Below are 18,598 nucleotides of genomic sequence, written 5' to 3'. Positions count from 1 at the left end.
GAACCCATCAGAAGACGAACCGCACGCCGGCGGTGATCACCCGCCCGGTGCTCTGGTAGTTCTGCGCGACGGGGTCGGCCTGATATTCGGTCGCATAGCTCGCCGCGTTGGTCAGGTTGCGGCCCTCGAGCGTCAGCCGCGCATAGCTGGTCAGCGCATAGGACATCGCCGCATCGACATTGAACTGGCTCGCGCGATAGCCGAAATCGGAGACCACCGGCGAGTTGCACACCGCGCCGTTGTTGGTCGTCAAGCCGACCGCGCATGTTCCCGATGCGAGCGGGAAGCGCGTGACATATTGCGTGCGGTACGCGCCCGAGACGCGCGCCGAGAATTTGGCGTCCTCATAATATAGCGTCGCGTTGAATGCATCTGGCGAGGTGTTGAGGAATGGCCCCTGCGCATAGACGTTGACCGCGGTCCCGGTCTGCGTCCGCGTCGTCGCCAGCTGTGCGCTCGTCAGATAATTGAGCTTCGACGAGATGTGCGTGTAGTTGGCGGTAACGCCGAAATTCTTGAGGAACCCCGGCAGGAAGAAGAATTGCGACTGGACGTTGACCTCGACGCCACGGATCTTGCCGCCCGGCGCGTCATTGTATTGGCGCACCGCAAAGACCCCGCCTTGCTGGGTATAGGCGAGCAAGGTCGGGCTGGTGATGCTCGCATAGATCGATTCCAGCGTGGCGGCGTCGTAGATCGACTGGAGCGCATATTCGCCGGCGATCTGCTGCGGAAAGGTCTCGAGATTCTTCATGAAGAACCCGACCGAGATCAGCCCGCCGCGACCGAAATAATGTTCGAGCGCGACATCGTAATTGGTCGCGCGATACGGGTTGAGATAGGGATTGCCGACGGTGATCTGCGGCGCGGTGGTCGCGTTGAGCCCGGTCGGGAACGACGTCGTCCCCGGCGTCAGCGCGGCGAGCTGGGGTCGCGCGATGACCTTGGCCGAGGCGAGCCGCAGCAGCGTGTTGGGGAGGAACTCCCACGCCGCGTTGAAGGCCGGCAGATAGTCGGTATATTCGTTACGCGCAGTGACGAGCACGCCCGCCACGCCATTGGCGGCGCCGCCGACCGACCCCGTCCCGCGCACGATCGTCTTGGCGATGCGCGTCCCGGCATTGCCGCGGAACGGCTTGCCGAACAGCGTTCCGTCCCAGTCGAATTCGAGATAGCCCGAAAGGTCGTTTTCGGTGACGCGATTGGCCTGGCGCGCATCGGCCTGCGCACGGAAATCGCCGAATTTGTTGACGCAGTTGCAATCGATGCCGAACGCGTTGCTGAACTTGTCGATGTCGGGGGCGTAGAAACTGGTCGGCGTCCCCGCCGGGACCTGGAGGCCACGACCGAAATCATACGAGCGCCCGAGATCGGTGATCGCGAGCTTGGCTTCGGCGAGCGTCGGATTGATCGCCTCGATGTCGCTGTTGCGCCGCCCCTGCAGGCTCGAATAGCTGAAGCGCTTGTAGGTCAGCCCGCCCTGGACCTTGAACAGGTCGTTGACGTCCCAGATCAGGCTGCCACGCGCGACACGGAAGCTGTTGACGATGTCATCGGTCAGATAGCGGATCGTCGACAGGCCCTTCACCAGCGTCCAGTTCTGCGGATTGGCGACGTCGAAGCCGGGGCTGAACACGGGCATCTTGCCGCTGCCGCGCCCGTCGAAGACGTAATTGTCCTTGTCGATCGCGTTGAACTCGGCGAGCAGCGTCGTGCCCTTATACTCCGACCGCGAATAGCCGGCGGTGCCGACAAAATGTAGCCGCTCGCCGATATCCTGCTTGAGATTGAGTGTGCCCTGCCAGAACTTGGTCGTCCCTGACACGCGCTGCGTCGAGCTGCGCCAGTCGACATCGTCGAGCACGAGATAGTCGGCCTGCCCCGCCGCATTGACGTTGGCGGCGCGGATCTTGGTGTTGGGGCGGCCGATCAGCTCGTTGTAGAAGCCGGTCTGGTTCGCGGTCGCGACATAGCCGGGCGACGCCGGGTTGTTGTAATAGTCGAACGGATTGAGATTGTTGGGGTTCTGGCTGTTGAAATAGCCCGGCAGTACCGTCGCGCTGCCCTGTGTGCCCTGGCAGTCGAGCGCCGCCGACGGGCTGCAGTTCGGATAGAGCGCGACGCGGTCGGCATAGCCGTTGGCGGTGCCGGCGGCGCGCAGACCGTTGGCGCCAGTCTGCGCCGCGCGGGCGTTGGTGCCGTTGCGGTTGAGCCCGATCGTGGTGATCCCCGCGATCGTCGAATCCTGGTCGTACTTCGAAAAGACGCCGTCAAGCGTCACTTCGGTGTGGACCGTAGGCTTCCACTGGAGCGTCGCGGTCGCGCCGAGCCGCTTATAGTGCAGGTCCTGCCGGTTGATCGACGGCAGCGCCGGGATCAGCGTGGTTGGCGTGATCAGCGCATAGGCCGCCGGATCCGAGCCGAATGTCGCGCCAGTCCCCTGGTTCGACGGCCGAGCGAAGCCATAGGTGTTGGGCGTGACGCCGTTGAGCTGCGACGAGCGATAGGCGTAATCGAACTGCCCGATGCTGCGCTGGTACGAATCGATCTGCTGGCGCTGGTCCTGATAGGCGATCGAGCCGAGGATGCCGAGTGTCGGGGTGATATGCTTCGACACCAAAGCGGTCAGCCGCGGGTTCACCGTCTTGCCGTTCTCGCGATATTCGCTCTCGAGCCCGAGCGCGTAGCGATCCTTCTTGTTCGCCAGCGGTCGGCCCGTGGTGAGATCGATGATCGCGCCGAGCGATCCCTCGTCATTCGCCGCCGAGGTCGTCTTGGTGATCGTCACGCCGCCGAACAGTTCGGACGCGAAGGTGTTGAAATCGAAGCCGCGCGTGCGGTTCGCCCCCGAGGGATCGTTGCCCCCGCCGGTGACGCTCAGCGCGTCGGCGCCGTTCAAGCGCGTCTGCTGGAAATCACCGCCGAGGCCGCGCACCGTGATCGAGCGCCCTTCGCCATTGTCGCGGTCGATCGAGACACCCGGCAGGCGCTGGATCGATTCGGCGAGGTTGGCGTCGGGAAAATCGGCGATATCCTCGGCCGTGATCGCATCGATGATCTGGTTGGCGCGCCGCTTCTGGTTGACCGCGTTGGACAGGCTGGCGCGAAATCCGGTGACGACGATATCCTGCGCGGTGTCGTCGGCGACCCGGCCGATATCAGGCGTCGCTGGAGCATTCTGGGCGCTCGCGGTAGCGACAGCGACAAGCCCGCAGAACGCGACGACAGCAAGCGATGCGCCGTGACGCATATCGACCTTCAGCATGACTCTCTCCCCGGTTGACGCCTCTGCGGACGCCCTGGCGGCTCTTATGATTTGCCGATGTCACCGGTGTCAATAAGTCAGCGGCGTTGGATTGACGAATTTTGCACCTGCGAATTGATCCCGCTCAATAGACTCTTCGAAAGTGTCTGATCTGCCCCCTATATCGATCAGTATCGACCCTTGACGACCAATGACACCGGTATCAAGATGAGCTGAGAATGTTGGAGATCGAACCATCCGGCATCGAATACGGGAGACGGCGATGAAGGTGCGGATCGGGCTGTCGCTGACGGCCATGCTGGTGTTGACCGGCGGGTGCGGCCAAGATGGCGGCAGTACGCCGACCCCGACACCGAGCGCGACCGCCGCACCGCTGACGGTCTCGCCTACGACGGGCGACACCGCCGCGTTCAAGGACACGCTGCTACGGCTGACCTTCGATGGCCCGCCAGTGATCACCGGCTCGGGCACGATCCGCGTCTATCGCAGCGACGGAACGCTGGTCGACACGATCGACACTTCGGCGAACATCGTCACCACCGGCGGCGAAACGCAGAGCGCACTCGGCGCCGCGAATACCGAGATCGACAAGATCGGCAACGGCGTGCCGAGCCTCACGCAATATCGCTACACCTATTATCGGCCCGTCAGCGTCGCGGGCAATGTCGCAACGATCAAGCTCCACGACGGCGTGCTGGCGTATGACACAGCGTATTACGTTCAGGTCGACCAGTCGGTGTTCAACGGCCCGTTCGGCGGCGCGGGGAGCTTCCCGGGGATCGGCGGCGCCACCGCCTGGACCTTCCGCACCAAGTCCGCGCCGACCTCGACCACCAATCTCATCGTCGACGACGATGAACCGGCCGACTTCCGCTCGCTGCAGGGCGCGCTCGATTATGTCATGGCGACGGGCTGCCTGTCGTGCCCGAGTGCCGCCAGCCCGAAGACGATCACGCTCAAGAACGGGACCTATGACGAGCAACTGTTCCTGCGCAACGTGAGCAATCTGACGATCCTCGGGGAGAGCCGCGCCGGGACGATCGTGCGCAACAGCAATTGGGAAGCGTTCAATCCCGGCACCGGCGGCAGCCGCGCGACCCCGAACACCACCTTCAGCAACATCGGCGGCGCCGCCACGCTCGGCACGCGCCTGTCGCTCGGCGGCGGGCGCGCGGTGCTGCTGGTCGAGGGCGGCGATCTGCTCAAGCTGAGCAACTTCACTTTCGCCAACACGCACGTGAAGGATGCCACGCAGAACAGCCAGGCCGAGGTGATCTACTACAATTCGGCGACGCTCAACGGATCGCGCTTCATCGCCACCGACATGAACTTCCTCGGCACGCAGGATACCTTGCAGATGAAAGGCTGGGTGTGGATCTACAACAGCCTGATCACCGGAGATGTCGATTTCCTGTGGGGCTATCCCTTCGCCGAAGTGATCGAGAATTCCGAACTTCGCACCGTGTTCGATCCGACGACACCGGGGTCGGGCGGCTACCTCTTCCAGTCGCGCGCGGCCAAGGGCTATCCCGGCTTCGTCGTGCTCGGCGGGACGCTGACCGCGGCGAGCGGCGTGCCCGACGGATCGGCCTATCTCGCGCGCTCGGGCGGCTCGACGCAGGCGCAGGGGTTCTGCACGACGATGCTCGCACTCGGCGGCTCGGCGGGCAATCCCACCCAATATTGTGATTCGGTCGCCTATATCGGCGTGAAGATGGGCGCGCACATCGCGCCCGCAGGCTGGTTCATCAACCCGGTCCCCAATCTGCTGCCGACGGCGCGCGAGGGCTGGCGCGAGAGCGGATCGCTGACGCCGGGCGGCGCGACGCTGCCGCTGACCGGTCGCGAAACGCGCTATGCCAGCAGCACCGCCGATCTGTCCTCGCTCGACACCCGCGCGAAGGTCTTTGCCCAGTGGAATGGCAATGCCGGCTGGAATCCCCAGCCATGAGCGCCGGTATCCCCGGCATGCGCGTTCAAAGTCCCCACCGGGAGCCTCCACCCCGCTTGCCCCGGCCGGCGGGGTGGCTTTGTCCCTACCCAAATCCCGCTTAGGACATCGATATGGAAATCAGCCGTCGCGATGCCTTCGGTCTGGCGCTGGCCGGCACCGCTGCCCTGGCCACCGAACCGGCCGCCGCCGCACCGCCCGGATCGGGAGCGCTCCCCGCCGCGGCCTGGCGCCGCGGGTTCGATAACCAGCGCGTGCCCGACCTGGGCGACGGCCGCTTCCTCAACCCGCTGCTGTCCGGCGACCATCCCGACCCGGCGATCCTCAAGGACGGCGCCGACTATTACATGACCTTTTCGAGCTTCGACTCCTACCCGGGGCTGACGCTGTGGCACAGTCGCGATCTGGTGAACTGGCAACCGCGCAAGGCAGCGCTGACCAAGAACATCGGCTCGGTGTGGGCGGTCAGCCTCGCCAAGAATGACGGGCGCTATTTTCTCTACATACCGGTCAAGGCGACCCCCAACACGATCTTCGTGATCCATGCCGATCACATCGACGGCCCGTGGAGCGACCCGATCGACTTGCATTTGCCCGCCCATATCGACCCCCGCCACGCCGTGGCGGAGGACGGATCGCGCTGGCTGTTCCTTTCGGGCGGGGACCGCATCCGGCTCGCGCCCGACGGCCTCTCGACGCTCGGCGCAGTCGAGCACGTCTATGACCCGTGGCACTATCCCGCGGAATGGGACGTCGAGAGCTTCAGCCCGGAGGGACCGAAGATCGCGCATCACGGCGATTACTGGTATCTCATCACCGCGGTCGGCGGCACTGCGGGCCCGCCGACCGGGCATATGGTGATCGCCGCGCGATCGCGCTCGCTGCATGGGCCGTGGGAGCACTGTCCGCACAACCCGATCGTGCGCACCACCAGCACCGATGAACGCTGGTGGTCGCGCGGCCATGCCAGCCTGATCGAGGCGCCCGACGGGAGTTGGTGGTCAATCTATCACGGCTACGAGAATGGCTTCTGGACGCTCGGTCGCCAGGCGCTGCTCGATCCGGTCGCGTGGACCGCGGATGGCTGGTTTCGGATGACCGGCGGCGATCTCTCGCGCCCGCTCGCAAAGCCGCGTGGCGGTGCTGCCGTGCCGCACGGCCAGCCGCTCAGCGACGCCTTCACGCGGCTCGACCTCGGCAGCCGCTGGAACTTCTTTCGCCCCGGCCCGCACGAAACCGATCGTCTCCGCATCGAGCAAGGCGCGTTGGTGCTGCGCGCGAGCGGAACCGCGCCGGTCGATTCCCCGCCCCTGCTGCTGACGGCCGGCGACCAGGCCTATGCCTTCGAATGCGACGTCGAGATCGCTCCCGGCGCTACGGCCGGGCTAGTGCTGTTCTATGACGACAGATTATATGCCGGACTCGGTTTCGACGAACGGCGTTTCGTGACGCATCAATACGGGATGGAGCGCGGACGCCCGTCCAACCCGCACGGGCGAAGGATGCGGATCCGCGTCACCAACACGCGCCATATCGTCGCCATCCACACATCGCACGATGCAGGCCGAAGCTGGCAGCGCTTCGATCGGGGCATGGAGGTGTCGGGCTATCATCACAATGTTCGCGGTGGCTTCCTGATGCTGCGGCCGGGTCTCTACGCGGCGGGTCAGGGCCAAGCGCGCTTTCGCGACTTCCGCTTCCGCGCGCTGTGAAGGACAACAGGTCCCTGATCCGATCGCCGGACGACGATATCAGGCCGCACCTCCAACTCCACCTCGACGCGCCCCTTGCCGACGCGAACGACACGAAGCTTGAGTGACCGCACGGCACGCTTCAAGTTTGGTGGCAGCCATCATCGACTGATCCAGCTTTCCAACCTTGGCCGCGAGCGCCGCAGATCGTGTTGACCACGCCCATGCGCCTCCAACCGACCACCGGTTGTCGATTAGGGGAGTGATGCTATCGGCGACGGCTCGCTCCGCCAGCAGCGTGTGTTGGTATGCGTGCGATCCCGAAACCGCTTGCAGCCTCCGAATGGTAGCGCTACCTGTCTGCGATAGCGCGGTTACGCGCATCGGGGAGAGGACCAATGGCGTATCGCTACGTAGCCGCCGTGCTGGCGTGTGGAACCGCATCGCTCGCGCTGGCGCAGGATCGCGCCCCTGATGGCCGGCGCTATCTTTCGCAACCGCTCGTCACGTCGATCTACACCGCCGATCCGTCGGCACACGTCTTCAATGGCAAGATCTACATCTACCCGTCGCACGACGTGCCGACCGAGACCCCCGACGACGATCTCGGCAATCAATATGCGATGCACGATTATCGCGTGCTGAAGATGGACAAGATCGGCGCCCCCGTCACCGTCGGCCCGGTCGCGCTCGACGTCCGCCAAGTCCCCTGGGCTTCGCAGCAGATGTGGGCGCCCGACGCTGCCTATAAGAACGGCACCTATTACCTCTATTTCCCGGCGCGCGACAAAACCAAGGACAAGAACGGCCTCGGCAAGTTCATGGTCGGCGTCGCGACGTCGAAGAGCCCGATGGGCCCGTTCAAGGCCGACCCCAAGCCGATCGCGGGCGCCTTCTCGATGGATCCGGCAGTGTTCACCGACGCCGACGGCAAGAGCTACCTCTATTTCGGCGGCATCTGGGGCGGGCAGCTCCAGCGCTGGAAGAACGGCACGTTCGATCCCAATGGCAGCGACACCGACCTCGGCCAGGACACCAAGCCCGCGCTGACGGGCAAGGTCGCGCGGCTCAACCCCGACATGAAGAGCCTCGCCGAGACGCCGCACGACGCGGTGATCCTCGACGAAGCCGGCAAGCCCGTGCTCGGCGGCGACCACGATAAGCGCTTCTTCGAGGCGTCGTGGATGTTCAAGCGCGGGGGGCAATATTATTACACCTACTCGACCGGCGACACGCACTTCCTCAACTATGCGACGGGCACCAGTCCGTACGGCCCGTTCACCTATCGCGGGCATATCATGAACCCCGTCCAGGGCTGGACGACGCATCACTCGATCATCGAGACCGGCGGAAAGTGGTGGCTGTTCTATGCCGACACGCAGCTCAGCGGGAAGAACCACCTGCGCAACGTCAAGCTCACCGAGCTCACCTTCAACGCTGACGGGACGATCAAGACGATCGATCCGCTCGTCAAATAAGGCAGACGATGTTTCTCGGAATCGATATCGGCACGTCGGGCGTCAAGGCCGTCGTCCTCGACACGCATGGCGCGGTCGTCGGCCAGGGCGTCGCGGCGCTCACCGTCCAGCGCCCTCACCCCTTGTGGTCCGAACAGGACCCCGAGGATTGGTGGAAGGCGACGAGCGCCGCAGTGCTCGCGATCGACCCCGAGGTCCGCCGGTCGGTCCGTGGGATCGGGCTCGCCGGACAGATGCACGGGGCGACCTTGCTCGGCGCGGACGACACGCCGTTGCGCCCCGTGATCCTGTGGAACGACGGGCGTTCGTTCGCGGAATGCGCCGCGCTCGAGGCAACGACGGGCGACTTCCGCACCATCGGCGGCAATATCGTGATGCCGGGCTTCACCGCGCCCAAGCTCGAATGGGTGCGGCGGCATGAGCCTGAGATCTTCGCGCAGGTCGCGACCGTGTTGCTGCCCAAGGACTATGTCCGGCTGCGGATGACCGGCGAGAAGGCGTCCGACATGTCGGATTCGGCGGGCACGCTGTGGCTCGACGTCGCGGGGCGCCGCTGGAGCGAGACGCTGCTCGCCGCCTGCGGGCTGACCCTGGCGCAGATGCCGCGGCTGGTCGAGGGCACCGACGTCGCGGGCACGCTCCGTGCCGACATCGCCGAGGCCTGGGGCATGGCGCAGGTCCCGGTCGCAGGCGGCGCGGGCGACAATGCGGGTGGCGCGGCGGGGGTCGGTGTCGTCACCGACGGCAAGGCGTTGCTGTCGCTCGGCACGTCGGGCGTGATCTTCGTTGCCAATGACGCGTTCCGGCCCAACCCGGCGCGCGCGGTCCACGCCTTCTGCCACTGCCTGCCCGATATGTGGCACCAGATGTCGGTCCACCTCAGCGCGGCGTCGTGCATCGACTGGGTCGCGCGGCTCACCGGCGCGAGTGGTGCTGCCGAACTGTTCCAGCGCGCCGAAGCGGCGGGTGCTGCCAATGGTCCCGAGATCTTCCTCCCCTATCTCTCGGGCGAACGCACCCCGCACAACGACGCGCAGGTCCGCGGCGCCTTTTTCGGGCTCGACAACGACACCGACGCCAACCGGCTGGCGCAGGCGGTGCTCGAAGGCGTCGCGTTCGCGCTCGCCGACGGGCTCGACGTGCTGCGCGAAGCCGGAACCGAGGTCGCCGAACTCGCGGTGATCGGCGGCGGCGCGCGCTCGCATTATTGGGGAAAGACGCTCGCCGCCGCGATGGACGTGCCGTTGGTCTACCTCCAGGGCGGCGAGGTCGGTCCCGCGCTCGGCGCCGCGCGGCTCGCGCAGATCGCGGTCGATGGCGGAACGCCCGCCGAAGTCTGCGTCGCACCGCCCGTCTCGCACCGCATCGCCCCCAATGCCAAACTGGTCCGCCGCCTCGCCCCCAAAAAGGCAAGGTTCAAGGCAGCCTATTCGCGCATCTCCCCGCTCACCGCATCCAACTGACACCCAAGGAGCGCCCCGATGGCCACCGATTTCTTCGCCGACATTCCGCAGATCGCCTTCAAGGGCCCCGAGAGCGACGACGAGCTCGCCTATCGCTATTACGACAAGGACCGCGTCGTCATGGGCAAGCGGATGGAAGACCATCTGCGCTTCGCCGCCTGCTTCTGGCACACCTTTTGCTGGCCCGGCTCGGACGTGTTCGGTGGCGGCACGTTCAACCGCCCGTGGCACGCCGGCGCGAATGATTCGGCAGCGGCTTTGCAGAAGCGCGAAGTCGCGTTCGACTTCATCACCAAGCTCGACATCCCGTTCTACACCTTCCACGACGTCGACGTGATGGCCGATGCCGCCACCATCACCGAGCATCGCCGCAACTTCGCCGAAGCGGTCGATCACCTCGAGAAGCTCCAGGCCTCGTCGGGCCGCAAGCTGCTGTGGGGCACCGCCAATTTGTTCAGCCACCCGCGCTTCGCCGCCGGCGGCGCGACCAACCCAGACCCGCAAGTCTTCGCGTTCGGCGCGATGCAGGTCCGCGACGCGCTCGAGGCGACGCATCGCCTCGGCGGCGCGAACTACGTGCTGTGGGGCGGTCGCGAAGGCTATGAGACGCTGCTCAACACCGATCTCAAGCGCGAGCTCGACAATCTCGGCCGCTTCCTCAACTTGGTGGTCGAGCACAAGCACAAGATCGGCTTCACCGGCACGATCCTGATCGAGCCAAAGCCGTTCGAGCCGACCAAGCACCAGTACGATTTCGACACCGCGACGGTGTACGGCTTCCTCAAGCGCTACGGCCTCGAGAATGAAGTGAAGGTCAACATTGAGGCGAACCACGCGACGCTCGCCAGCCACACCTTCGAGCATGAGATCGCGACCGCGGCGGCGCTCGGCATCTTCGGCTCGATCGACGCCAACCGCGGCGATCCGCAGAATGGCTGGGATACCGACCAGTTCCCCAATTCGGTCGAGGAGCTGACGCTCGCCAATCTCGAGATCATCCGCGCGGGCGGCTTCACCACCGGCGGGTTCAACTTCGACGCCAAGGTGCGGCGCCAGTCGATGGATGCGGTCGACCTGTTCCACGGCCATGTCGGCGCGATCGACGTCGTCGCCAAGGGCCTGCTCAATGCAGCAGCGCTGATCGAGGACGGGCGCCTCGATGCGATCAAGACCGAGCGCTATGCCGGCTGGGATGCCGATTTCGGCCAGAAGATCGGGTCGCTCGACCTGGCGGCGATCGCCGATCTCGCGGTCGAGCAGGGCATCGACCCACAGCCGCGCTCGGGCCGGCAGGAGCGGATCGAGAACCTCATCAACCGCTTCATCTGATCAAGCGGTCGGCCCGTCCGTTTCGCGCGGACGGGCCGATGTCCGCGACGAGCCTTTGCGCCGATCGCCTTGTACTCTGCGCCGGCAGCTTCTATTATGTCGGACTAATTCAAGGAACAGTATCTATGATCGACGGAGCGATTTTGATCGGTGCCGAACAACGGCAGGCGACGACGCGATTTTCGGGGATCGACCCTTCGACCGGCGCGACCCTCACCCCCGATTTCTCCTCGGCCGGCACCGATGCCGTGGCCGATGCGGCGGCGCTCGCCGAAGCGGCCTTCCCCGAATATGCGGCGACCGATCCCGAAACGCGCGCGACTTTCCTCGAGGCGATCGCCGATGCGATCGTCGCGATCGGCGACGAACTGATCGACCGCGCCGTCCAGGAAAGCGGCCTGCCCCGCCCGCGGATCGAAGGCGAGCGTGGCCGTACCGTCGGCCAGCTGCGGCTGTTCGCGACCGTCGTCCGCCAGGGCGACTGGCTCGATGCGACGATCGACCCGGCGCTTCCCGACCGCGCGCCGCTGCCGCGCCCCGATCTGCGCCGCGTCAATGTGGCGCTCGGTCCCGTCGCGGTGTTCGGCGCGTCGAACTTCCCGCTCGCTTTCTCGGTCGCCGGTGGTGACACCGCGTCGGCGCTCGCCGCGGGCTGCCCGGTGATCGTCAAGGGCCATCCGTCGCATCCCGGCACCGGCGAGCTCGTCGCGCGTGCGATCGCCAGCGCGGTCGCCAAGTGCGGCCTGCCCGCCGGCACCTTCTCGTATCTGCCTGGTGAGACCAACGATCTCGGCGGCGCGCTCGTCGCCGATCCGCGGATCAAGGCGGTCGGTTTCACCGGCTCGCGCGGCGGTGGGCTGGCGCTCGTCAAGATTGCAGCCCAGCGCGCCGTGCCGATCCCGGTCTATGCCGAGATGTCGAGCATCAACCCGGTGATCCTCTTCCCCGCAGCGCTCGCCGCGCGCGGTGCCGCGCTGGCGACCGCGTTCGTCCAGTCGCTGACGATGGGCGCTGGGCAGTTCTGCACCAATCCCGGCCTCGTCCTCGCGATCGACAGCCCCGAGCTCGATGCCTTCGTCAATGCAGCGGGTGTCGCCTTGGGCGGCAGCCAGTCCGCGACGATGCTCTCGCCCGGCATCCATGACAGCTTCGAAAAGGGCGTCGCCGCGCTCGCCGAACACGGGTCGGTCCGGACCGTCGCGCGCGGTTGCGCAAGCACCGGCGCCAACCAGGCGGTCGGCGCGCTGTTCGACACCGATGCCGCCGCCTTCCTCGCCGACAGCGCGCTCGGGCATGAAGTGTTCGGCTCGTCGGCAGTCGTCGTGCGCTGCACCGACCTTGCCGAGCTGACGCGCGTCGTCGCCGGGCTCGAAGGCCAGCTGACCGCAACGCTCCAGATCGATGCCGACGATCATGCCGCAGCGGCCAAGCTCCTCCCCACGCTCGCCGGTCGAGTCGGGCGGATCCTCGCCAATGGCTGGCCGACCGGGGTCGAGGTGAGCCACGCGATGGTGCATGGCGGCCCCTTCCCCGCCACCAGCGACGGGCGGACGACTTCGGTCGGCACGCTCGCCATCTATCGCTTCCTGCGGCCGGTCTGCTTCCAGAACCTGCCGGTTGAGTTGCTCCCGGCAGCGATCGCGCCCGACAATGCGTGGAATGTCGCGCGCCGGATCGAGGGCGTTCGCGAAGCCTCGCCGCGGTAAAACCCTGCGCGCTGCGGCGGGCGATCGCCTGCCGCGGCGATGCCGCAAGCGGCGGATCGGACGCACCGATTTCGCGCTCTTGACACATGGCTTGACGTCGTGTTGGTAGCGCTATCAGATATAAAAGCGTGACGGGAGTTGAGGATGGCGGGCAGCAGCGACCCACAGCGGTCTGCACTGGCGGCGGACTGGCAGAGCGGGACGTTCCTCGGACGGATCGAAAGCGCCGATGGCCCCTCGCCGGTCCTCCTCGTGCGCGGCGAACTGTTCGACATGGCGCGCGTCGCCCCGACTGTCTCGGCGCTCGTCGAGGCGGGGGATTTCAGCGGCACTGGCGGCGTCTCGCTCGGCGTATTCGACCCGTCGGCCGTCACCCTGCTCAGCCCCGTCGACCTGCAATGCGTCAAGGCGTGCGGTGTCACTTTCGCGGTCTCGGCGATCGAGCGCGTCATCGAGGAACGCGCCCGCGGCGACTCGAGCGCGGCGGCGGACATCCGCGCGCGGCTCGAGACGCGCGTCGGCGGGTCGATCCGCGCGGTCGTGCCCGGCTCGATCGAGGCCGCCGACCTCAAGCAAGCGCTGATCGATGACGGGATGTGGTCGCAATATCTCGAGGTCGCGATCGGCCCCGATGCCGAGGTGTTCACCAAGGCACCCGTCCTCTCGACGGTCGGCGGCGATGCCGAGATCGGCATCCGCTCGGATTCGACCTGGAACAACCCCGAACCCGAGATCGCCCTGCTGGTCGACAGCCACGGCACCGTCGTCGGCGCGACGCTCGGCAACGACGTCAACCTGCGCGATTTCGAAGGCCGTTCGGCGCTGCTGCTCGGCAAGGCCAAGGACAATAACGCGTCGTGCTCGCTCGGGCCGATGGTCCGCCTGTTCGACGCGAGCTTCGGCATCGACGATGTCCGCTCGGCCGAATTGCGGCTGCGGATCGAGGGTGAGGACGGCTATGTCCTCGACGGCGCGAGCAACATGGCCGAGATCAGCCGCGATCCGCTCGACCTGGTCCGCCAGACGCTCAGCGAACATCAATATCCCGACGGCTTCGTGCTGTTCCTCGGCACCCTTTTCGCACCCGTGCAGGACCGCGACGAGCCGGGCCGCGGCTTCACCCACAAGGTCGGCGACAGCGTGACGATCGAAAGCGCGCGGCTCGGGCGCCTCGTCAATCGCGTCGTCACCTCGCGCGATGCCGCGCCCTGGACGATCGGGATCAGCGCGTTTTTCGCAAATCTCGCCGGACGCGGCCTGTTGGGAGCAACCCGGTGAGCGGTGCCGTCTATCCAAGTCTTGTCGGCAAGCGCGTGTTAGTCACCGGCGGCGGCAGCGGGATCGGCGCTGCGCTGGTCGAAGCGTTCGCGGCGCAGCAGGCAAACGTCGCGTTCATCGACATCGACCGGGAAGCCGGCGAAGCGACCGCGGCAAAGTTCGCGCCCGGCCGGTTCCACGCTTGCGACCTGCGCGACATCGACGCGCTCACCGCGACGATCGCCAGGATCTCGACCGAGCTCGGCGGGATCGACATCCTCATCAACAATGCCGCGCGCGACGACCGCCACACGATCGAGGAAGTGACGCCCGCTTATTGGGACGAGCGGATGGCGACCAACCTCCGCCACCTGTTCTTCGCCGCCCAAGCCGTAGTCCCCGGCATGAAGGCCGCCGGCGGCGGCGTGATCGTCAATTTCGGGTCGATCAGCTGGCATCTGGGGCTCCCCGACCTGGTTCTCTACCAGACCGCCAAGGCCGCGATCGAGGGCCTCACGCGCAGCCTCGCGCGCGATCTCGGGCGCGACAACATCCGCGTCACGACGATCGTCCCCGGCAATATCCAGACCCCGCGGCAGGAACGCTGGTACACCCCCGAGGGCGAGGCCGAGATCGTCGCCGCGCAATGCCTCGATGGCCGCATTCAGCCGTCCGACGTCGCATCGCTCGCGCTGTTCCTCGCTTCGGACGATGCGCGGATGTGCACCGGCCATGACTATTTCGTGGACGCGGGCTGGCGCTGATGGTCGGGGCGGTACGCTCGGTCCAGCCGATCGGCGCGATCCTCGGCGAAGGGCCGGTCTGGCATGACGCGACCTTGTGGTTCGTCGACATCAAGCGCCCGCGGATCTACCGTTTCGATCCGGCGCGCGATGCGCTGCAGCACTGGGACGCGCCGGGCGAAGTCGGCTGGGTGTTGCCGCGCGCGAACGGCGGGATGATCGCCGGGCTCGACACCGGCCTGCACGCCTTCGGCCCCGGCGGCGGGCAGTTTACCCACCTGTTCGATCCCGAAACACACCTTCCCGGCAATCGCCTCAACGATGCGACGACCGATGCGATGGGCCGCATCTGGTTCGGCAGCATGGACAATGCCGAGCAGGACGCGACCGGCCGGCTTTACCGCGCCGATGCTAAAGGCAGCACCGACAGCGGCCTCGCCCCCGTCGTCATCACCAACGGCCCGGCGATCGCGCCTGACGGCGGCACGCTGTACCACACCGACACGCTCGGCCGGCGCGTGTGGCGCGTCGTCCTCAACGACGACGGCACGCTCGCCGCGCCCGAACTGTTCTGCGAAATCGCACCCGGCGAAGGCCATCCCGATGGCTCGACGATCGATGCCGAAGGCTGTGTCTGGGTCGCGCTGTTCGGCGGCTGGGGGGTGCGGCGCTATGATCCCGCCGGCGCGCTGATTGAGACGGTGGAATTCCCCGTCGCCAACGTCACTAAGATCGCCTTCGGCGGCCCCGAGCTGCGCACCGCCTATGCAACAACCGCGCGCAAGGGCCTGACACAACAGGATTTGCAAGCGCAGCCGCTCGCCGGCAATCTCTTCGCGTTCGACGCCGGCGTGTGTGGCCTGCCCGTCTATCCAGCAAAACTATAAACGATTTCAGGAGCGGAAAAACGATATGGCACTCACGCAGCCCGATACCCAAAGGGGCAATCTGGGGTTCATTGCGGCGATCGTGGCGGTGGCCACGATCGGCGGACTGTTGTTCGGCTATGACAGTGGCGCGGTGAACGGGACGCAGCCCGGGCTCAAGGCGGCGTTCGCGCTCGACGATGCCGGGCTGGGCTTCACCGTCGGATCGCTGCTGATCGGCTGCGTCATCGGGGCGTTCTCCGCCGGCACGCTCGCCGATGCGATCGGCCGCCGCAACGTGATGCGCTATGCCGCTTTGCTGTTCCTGCTCGGCGCGCTCGTCCAGGGGATCGCGCACGACCATACGCTGTTCGTCATCGCGCGCATCTGCGGCGGGATCGCGGTCGGCGCGGCTAGCGTGCTGTCGCCCGCGTATATCTCGGAGGTCGCGCCGCCCAACATCCGTGGCCGCATGACGACCGTCCAGCAGATCATGATCATCACCGGTCTGACGGCGGCCTTCTTCGCCAATTATTATCTCGCGGCAGCCGCGTCCAACCCCGCCAACCCCAACGACGTCGCCTCGCTCAACCCGCTCTGGTTCGGCATCGCCGCGTGGCGCTGGATGTACGTGCTGCAGGCGGTGCCCGCAGTGGTCTTCTTCATCGCTCTATTCTTCATCCCCGAAAGCCCGCGCTTCCTCGTCTCGAAGCAACGCAACGAAGAGGCGCTGAACGTGCTGACCAGCCTGTTCGGCACCCGTCAGGGCGCACTGACGCTCGGCGAGATCCAAGCGAGCTTCTCGAAGGACCATCGCCCGCGCCTCTCCGACGTGCTGACGCCGCCGGGCGGCCGTGGCTTCCTCGGGCTTCGCTCGGTCGTCTGGGCGGGACTGCTGCTCGCGGTGTTCCAGCAGCTCGTCGGCATCAACGTGATCTTCTATTACGGCGCGACGCTGTGGCAGGCGGCGGGCTTCTCCGAGTCCGAGGCGCTGATGACCAACATCATCTCGGGGACGATCTCGATCGTCGCGTGCTTCATCACGATCGGCCTGGTCGACAAGATCGGCCGCAAGCCGTTGCTGCTGATCGGGTCGGCGGGCATGGCGGTCACGCTGTTCGCGATGGTCTATGCCTTCTCGACCGGCACGCTCGTCGCCGACAAGCTCACGCTGCCGGGGCATATGGGTCAGCTCGCGGTCGGCGCGGCGCTGGCTTATTCGGTCGCGTTCAACATCAGCTGGGGCCCGGTGATGTGGGTGATGCTCGGCGAGATGTTCCCCAACCAGATCCGCGGCTCGGCGCTCGCGGTCTGCGGCTTTGCGCAATGGTTCGCCAATTATCTCGTCGCGCAGTCGTTCCCGATCATGCTCGGGAGCATCGGCCTCGCGAAGAGCTATTCGTTCTACGCGGTCTGCGCGGTGATCAGCTTCTTCCTAGTGCAGAAGTTCATCCACGAGACCAAGGGCAAGTCGCTCGAGGCGATGGAGGGGTAAGGCGCGCGCCACCTTGGTGGCGCGTGTGGCTCCGATCTTCGAGCAGATCGGTTTTGACGGGACCGCGATGATGCCATCGCGGTCCTGTTCTCGTTTGGGGTCGAACGGGGGTTTCCGTCAATACCGCAAAGGCGGGATGCCGAGTTTAACGACATTGGTGGCAAACGGTCCGCCCGCCTTCTGAACCGCACCACGCCAGTCAAACCAGATACCTACAGGAAGCCGCATCAGATTTTTGCATCGGCGGCCCGGATGGTTTCCCGCCGTTCTTTGGTCGATGCGAAATCCGTGAATTTTGCATCAACCTGGCTGCCGGCATACTGGCTGGCTCTTTGCTGTCACGGTCGTAAGCTGCTCCGATCAGGGAGTTGCCAATGAAGAACAAGGCACCAGTATTTGCCCGCGTGAGCGTGGGAAGCATGATCGCAGTCGCGGCGCTGAGCGCGCATGCGCAGTTCGTCCCACCCGCTGGATACAGCGACGGTGGATCACGACCAAATGTTGCGGTGCCCTCAGACCCGGGTGCACCACTATTAACCCGCATCCCTGATACGGCGGTGTCGAGCCTGATCCACGCCAATCCGACCTACAGGCGCGGCGCGGCTGTGGGCCGTGTCAAGGTTGTTGGCGCATTTGCGATAGCTGAAACTAGCAAAGCACACGTCGTTGACGCTTGGTCTCCGGGTTTTCTGCCTGTTACCATCTCATTGAGCGATGGCCGCTGCTACTCGCTTCAAGCCGATTATGAGGGAGGCACACTCTCTAATGGCCGGCTGCGCAAAGTAGGATGCGAGGGGCGGCGGAAGTTCGATGAACCGACGCTTCCAGCGCCACCTCCCGGCCGCGCATTACGATTGGTCGGAACCGCGTGGGGCTATGGGGCTTGGGTCGATGACCGGACAAAGACCACCATTGTTACCGCACCAGGCGCAACGACCTTCCAACCGCTTTTTACGGCTCAAATGACGTCCAGCGCCATTATGGCGATGAACGGCCCTGACTGGCCGGGCGGCAACGTAACGTTGGTTGGCAAGATCAAAGGTCGGCTTACGGTCGTGACGTTGGAAACCGGCTACTAACATCGATGCAAATTTTTGATTTCTGCATCAGCGCAGTTGCAGCTTTGGGATTGAAGGATTGAGCTGGGACGACCGATTGTGGGTCGTTCACGATCCTTGTCGTCATCCCCGCGCAGGCGGGGATCCATAAGGACGACGCTCTTTCGTTTAGGCCGGCGGGGCGGCAATGGATTCCCGCCTCCGCGGGAATGACGGCATCGGGGCCGCGGCCCCTGCTGCGCGCTATGTCAAAGTTCGGCCGCAGCCTGCCGACCGATCGCGGACGGCAGCCTTGG

At 65.7% G+C, this 18,598-nt stretch carries 12 protein-coding genes; 11 read left to right on the top strand and 1 reads right to left on the bottom strand.

Annotation, left to right across the window (positions count from 1 at the left end; translation table 11 throughout):
• Positions 1-7: 7 nt before the first annotated feature.
• A complete protein-coding gene (locus QN347_RS03815; protein ID WP_322163803.1) occupies positions 8-3,265 on the bottom strand; it encodes a TonB-dependent receptor in 3,258 nt (1,085 codons plus the stop codon).
• 262 nt (positions 3,266-3,527) lie between these two features.
• Between QN347_RS03815 and QN347_RS03810 the strand changes: the two genes are divergently transcribed.
• From QN347_RS03810 to QN347_RS03760, 11 genes are all read left to right on the top strand, one after another.
• A complete protein-coding gene (locus tag QN347_RS03810) occupies positions 3,528-5,216 on the top strand; it encodes a hypothetical protein (RefSeq protein WP_322163802.1) in 1,689 nt (562 codons plus the stop codon).
• Between the two features lie 113 nt (positions 5,217-5,329).
• Complete coding sequence (locus QN347_RS03805; protein ID WP_322163801.1) at positions 5,330-6,928, top strand: family 43 glycosylhydrolase; 1,599 nt, start codon at positions 5,330-5,332, stop codon at positions 6,926-6,928.
• 377 nt (positions 6,929-7,305) lie between these two features.
• Positions 7,306-8,385, top strand: a complete 1,080-nt coding sequence (locus QN347_RS03800; protein WP_322163800.1) for a glycoside hydrolase family 43 protein — start codon at positions 7,306-7,308, stop codon at positions 8,383-8,385.
• 8 nt (positions 8,386-8,393) lie between these two features.
• Positions 8,394-9,848 carry a xylulokinase gene (gene xylB, locus QN347_RS03795; RefSeq protein WP_322163799.1) on the top strand — a complete coding sequence of 485 codons (1,455 nt, stop codon included), beginning with the start codon at positions 8,394-8,396 and terminating at the stop codon, positions 9,846-9,848.
• Between the two features lie 18 nt (positions 9,849-9,866).
• Positions 9,867-11,177: a xylose isomerase gene (gene xylA / locus QN347_RS03790; RefSeq protein WP_322163798.1), complete on the top strand. Its 1,311-nt coding sequence runs from the start codon at positions 9,867-9,869 to the stop codon at positions 11,175-11,177.
• A gap of 125 nt (positions 11,178-11,302) precedes the next feature.
• Positions 11,303-12,883, top strand: coding sequence for an aldehyde dehydrogenase (NADP(+)) (locus tag QN347_RS03785; protein WP_322163797.1), 1,581 nt, complete (start codon positions 11,303-11,305; stop codon positions 12,881-12,883).
• A 144-nt stretch (positions 12,884-13,027) separates the two neighbouring features.
• A complete protein-coding gene (locus QN347_RS03780; RefSeq protein WP_322163796.1) occupies positions 13,028-14,161 on the top strand; it encodes a fumarylacetoacetate hydrolase family protein in 1,134 nt (377 codons plus the stop codon).
• Complete coding sequence (locus QN347_RS03775; RefSeq protein ID WP_322163795.1) at positions 14,158-14,904, top strand: SDR family oxidoreductase; 747 nt, start codon at positions 14,158-14,160, stop codon at positions 14,902-14,904. Before QN347_RS03780 ends, QN347_RS03775 begins: the two co-directional genes overlap by 4 nt.
• Entirely contained in the window at positions 14,904-15,770 is an 867-nt protein-coding gene (locus QN347_RS03770; protein WP_322163794.1) for an SMP-30/gluconolactonase/LRE family protein, read from the top strand. The genes QN347_RS03775 and QN347_RS03770 overlap by 1 nt, the downstream gene beginning before the upstream one ends.
• 25 nt (positions 15,771-15,795) lie before the next feature.
• Positions 15,796-17,244, top strand: coding sequence for a sugar porter family MFS transporter (locus QN347_RS03765; RefSeq protein WP_322163793.1), 1,449 nt, complete (start codon positions 15,796-15,798; stop codon positions 17,242-17,244).
• A 374-nt stretch (positions 17,245-17,618) separates the two neighbouring features.
• A complete protein-coding gene (locus QN347_RS03760) occupies positions 17,619-18,323 on the top strand; it encodes a hypothetical protein (RefSeq protein WP_322163792.1) in 705 nt (234 codons plus the stop codon).
• The last annotated feature ends 275 nt before the right edge of the window (positions 18,324-18,598 follow it).

It is taken from the genome of Sphingomonas sp. 10B4, from assembly GCF_035019905.1.
In the GTDB taxonomy this organism is placed as follows: Bacteria; Pseudomonadota; Alphaproteobacteria; order Sphingomonadales; family Sphingomonadaceae; genus Sphingomonas; species Sphingomonas glacialis.
This window is presented reverse-complemented; position numbering and strand designations above follow the sequence as displayed.

Coding starts and splice junctions, on each gene's coding strand:
- QN347_RS03815 (WP_322163803.1), bottom strand. CDS start 3,265: ATGCTGAAGGTCGATATGCGTCACGGCGCATCGCTTGCTGTCGTCGCG.
- QN347_RS03810 (WP_322163802.1), top strand. CDS start 3,528: ATGAAGGTGCGGATCGGGCTGTCGCTGACGGCCATGCTGGTGTTGACC.
- QN347_RS03805 (WP_322163801.1), top strand. CDS start 5,330: ATGGAAATCAGCCGTCGCGATGCCTTCGGTCTGGCGCTGGCCGGCACC.
- QN347_RS03800 (WP_322163800.1), top strand. CDS start 7,306: ATGGCGTATCGCTACGTAGCCGCCGTGCTGGCGTGTGGAACCGCATCG.
- xylB (WP_322163799.1), top strand. CDS start 8,394: ATGTTTCTCGGAATCGATATCGGCACGTCGGGCGTCAAGGCCGTCGTC.
- xylA (WP_322163798.1), top strand. CDS start 9,867: ATGGCCACCGATTTCTTCGCCGACATTCCGCAGATCGCCTTCAAGGGC.
- QN347_RS03785 (WP_322163797.1), top strand. CDS start 11,303: ATGATCGACGGAGCGATTTTGATCGGTGCCGAACAACGGCAGGCGACG.
- QN347_RS03780 (WP_322163796.1), top strand. CDS start 13,028: ATGGCGGGCAGCAGCGACCCACAGCGGTCTGCACTGGCGGCGGACTGG.
- QN347_RS03770 (WP_322163794.1), top strand. CDS start 14,904: ATGGTCGGGGCGGTACGCTCGGTCCAGCCGATCGGCGCGATCCTCGGC.
- QN347_RS03765 (WP_322163793.1), top strand. CDS start 15,796: ATGGCACTCACGCAGCCCGATACCCAAAGGGGCAATCTGGGGTTCATT.
- QN347_RS03760 (WP_322163792.1), top strand. CDS start 17,619: ATGAAGAACAAGGCACCAGTATTTGCCCGCGTGAGCGTGGGAAGCATG.